Here is a 3,068-nt window from a genome sequence, read left to right as displayed (position 1 = left end):
CCGTAACTCCGACCGTCCGCTGCCGACTGCAGGTCCGGTGGGGGCTGGGCGCGCCCCGCGGCGGAGCCGCCCATGACACAGCCCCGCGCCCCTGAGATGTGCACCTTCGGTGCGACATCTCCCCGACGGGGTGAAGGCTGCGCGCAGCGCATGCCTTCAGGGGCGCGGGGAACTGCGCGGGCGGCGACCGCCGGGGCGCACTCGGTCACCACCCGGGGAGGGCTGGGCGCGGGGCCGGGGCCCGCCGCGTGCGCCCAGGCCGGACGCCAGCAGCAGCAACGCGCCCAGCATCACGAACGGCGCCGCCGTGCCCGCCACGCCCGCGATCAGGCCCGCCGATGCGGGGGCCGCCACCTGGCCGAGCCGGTTGCCGGTCAGGCGCAGCGCCAGGGCCGTGGAGCGGGCGTCGGGCGGGGCCGCCTGGACGACCGTGGTCATCGACAGGGGCTGGCCCACACCCAGGCAGAACCCGAGCAGGACCAGGATCACGGCCAACGCCCAGACGGGTACCGGAAGGGCGATCGCCGCGCAGAGCACCGCGGCGAGCAGGCACGTCGTGGCGATCAGGAGGGAACGGCCCAGCCAGTCGATGAGCGGGGTCATGACCAGCCGGCAGGCGATCGTGGCGCCCGCGCGCAGGCTCAGCAGGACACCGATCACGGACGGGGCGATCCCCCGGTGCTCGCCGACGACCGGGAGGTACGCCGTGAGGATGTCCGTGGCCGAGAGCACGGCGAGGCTGATGAAGATGCCGCCGGGGACGCCACGGGTGCGCAGGATGCGGTGGACGGGGACGCGGGGCGTGTCCTTGCCCGTACGGGAACTCGCCGGCGTACGACGGGACTCGATGCGCCACAGCGTGGTGAGGGCGACCACGCAGACGCCCGCCGAGACGAGCAGTGCCCGTGCGCTGGTGCCCGCCATGTCGGGGCCGCCGATCACCGCGCCGGCCGCGATCGGGCCGACGAGCTGGCCGAGGGAGGCGCCGATGGTGAAGTGGCCGAAGTTGCGGTCCTGTTCGTCCGGCGCGGACTGGCGGGCGACGATCGACTGGGCGCCGATGACGAAGCAGAGGTGGCCGAGGCCCATCACCCCGCTCCACGCCGCCATCGAGGCGAGGGAGCCGGCCGTGCCGCTGAGCGCGCAGCCGCCCGCGATGAGGACGACGCCGACGGGCAGCAGCGGGGCGCACCGGCCGTGGTCGGTGCGGCGGCCGAGCGGGACGGCGGCGAAGAGCGGGAGCAGGGCGTAGACCCCCGCGATGACGCCGACGGCACGCTCGTCGGCGCCGAGCGCGAGGGCCCGGTAGGACACGGCGGGCCGCGCCATCGACACCGCCCCCTGCGCGAAGGCGAAGGCGATGACGAGGCGCAGCAGCCAGCCGCGGGAGACGGTCGTCACGGGGTCACAGGATCCCGAAGAGGAAGCCGGCGCCCAGGACGACGAGGGCGGTCAGAGCGGCCCATTTCACGGTGAACTTGGTGTGGTCGCCGAACTCGACCTTGGCCATGCCCACGAGGACGTAGACGGCGGGCACCAGCGGGCTGGACATGTGCAGCGGCTGGCCGACGAGCGAGGCGCGGGCGATCTCCAGGGAGGAGACGCCGTGCGCGGCGCCCGCCTCGGAGAGGACCGGCAGGATGCCGAAGTAGAAGCCGTCGTTCGACATGAAGTACGTGAACGGGATCGACAGGACGCCGGTGACCAGGGCCATGTGCGGGCCCATCCAGTCGGGGATGCCGCCGACGACCCACTTGGCCATGTGGTCGACCATGCCGGTGCCCTGGAGGACTCCGGTGAAGACGGCGGCGGCGAAGACCATGCCGGAGACGTTGAGGACGTTCTCGGCGTGGGCGCCGATGCGGGCCTTCTGGTCGGGCATGTGCGGGTAGTTGACGGAGAGGGCGAGCGCGGCGCCGAGCATGAAGAGGACCGGGATCGGCAGCCACTCCATGATCATGGCGGTGAGCAGGGTGACAGTCAGGAGCGCGTTGAACCAGTAGAGCTTGGGGCGGAGCGTGGCGCGGTTCGGGTCGAGGCCCGCGAACGTCTCGCCGTCCTCGTTCTCGAAGGAGGGCGCCGCGTGGTCGCCGCCGCCGGTGGCCGCCTTGCCGTTGCCGCCGCCCGCCGCGACGAGCACCTTCTCGTCGGCGGTCTCGGTCACGGTCTCGGTGACGTCGTCGAGGGAGAGGTAGCCGAGGCGCTTGCGCTCCCGACGCCCGAGGACGTACGCGAGGACGAGGACGAAGACGAGGCCCACGGCGAGCGCCGGGATCATCGGCACGAAGATGTCGCTGGCGTCGAGCTTGAGCGCGGTGGCGGCGCGGGCCGTGGGGCCGCCCCAAGGGAGGGTGTTCATGACGCCGTTGGCGGTCGCGGCGACACCGGTCATCACGACGAGGCTCATCTTCAGGCGCTTGTACAGCGGGTACATCGCCGAGACGGTGATCATGAAGGTGGTGGAGCCGTCGCCGTCGAGGGAGACGATCGCGGCGAGCACGGCGGTGCCGACGACGATCCGCACCGGGTCGGCCTTGGCGAACTTCAGGATGCCGCGGACGATCGGGTCGAAGAGTCCGACGTCGATCATCACGCCGAAGTAGACGATCGCGAACATCAGCATCGCGGCGGTGGGCGCCAGGTCGCCGATGCCGGCGATGACGTAGTCACCGAGGTGGGCCCCCTTGCCCACCAGCACGCAGAACAGTGCGGGGATGAGCACGAGCGCCGCGATCGGCGACACCTTCTTCATCATGATCAGCACCAGGAAGGTGGCGATCATGACGAATCCGAGGATCGTCAGCATGGGTGGGTTCCTATCCGTTCGCCGTTGAAGTTCGCCGTTGAACTCCCACTCGGGGATGGCGGTCAGCGAGACGTTAGGGCCCGTCCTTTTGCGTTAACAAGATGTTGACGCGTGAGCAATAAGCGCAAAACTCCAGGTCACAGGGTTGGGGTCGGCGATGTCAGTCCAGGACGCGGGCCAGGTACGCCCGCAGCAGCGCGCGCGTCTCCTCGATGATCGGCTCGTCCCCCGCCGGGTCGATTCGGAACGCGAGGCGGACCAG

The 3,068-nt window shown here is 71.3% G+C and carries 2 protein-coding genes and 1 pseudogene; all 3 read right to left on the bottom strand.

All coding sequences use genetic code 11. From position 1 onward, the window contains the following. Positions 1-156: 156 nt before the first annotated feature. Positions 157-1,401 (bottom strand): MFS transporter, encoded by a 1,245-nt coding sequence (locus M4J07_RS47305; RefSeq protein WP_255983519.1) that lies wholly within the window; start codon positions 1,399-1,401, stop codon positions 157-159. 4 nt (positions 1,402-1,405) lie between these two features. After that, positions 1,406-2,806, bottom strand: a complete 1,401-nt coding sequence (locus M4J07_RS47300; RefSeq protein ID WP_255983517.1) for a CitMHS family transporter — start codon at positions 2,804-2,806, stop codon at positions 1,406-1,408. A 160-nt stretch (positions 2,807-2,966) separates the two neighbouring features. Beyond that, positions 2,967-3,068, bottom strand: a pseudogene (locus M4J07_RS47295) (TetR/AcrR family transcriptional regulator); the annotation flags it as partial.

This window comes from Streptomyces longispororuber, assembly GCF_024448165.1.
GTDB lineage: Bacteria > Actinomycetota > Actinomycetes > Streptomycetales > Streptomycetaceae > Streptomyces > Streptomyces longispororuber_A.
Note: the sequence above shows the minus strand (reverse complement) of the source record. Positions and strands in the feature narration are given on the sequence as shown.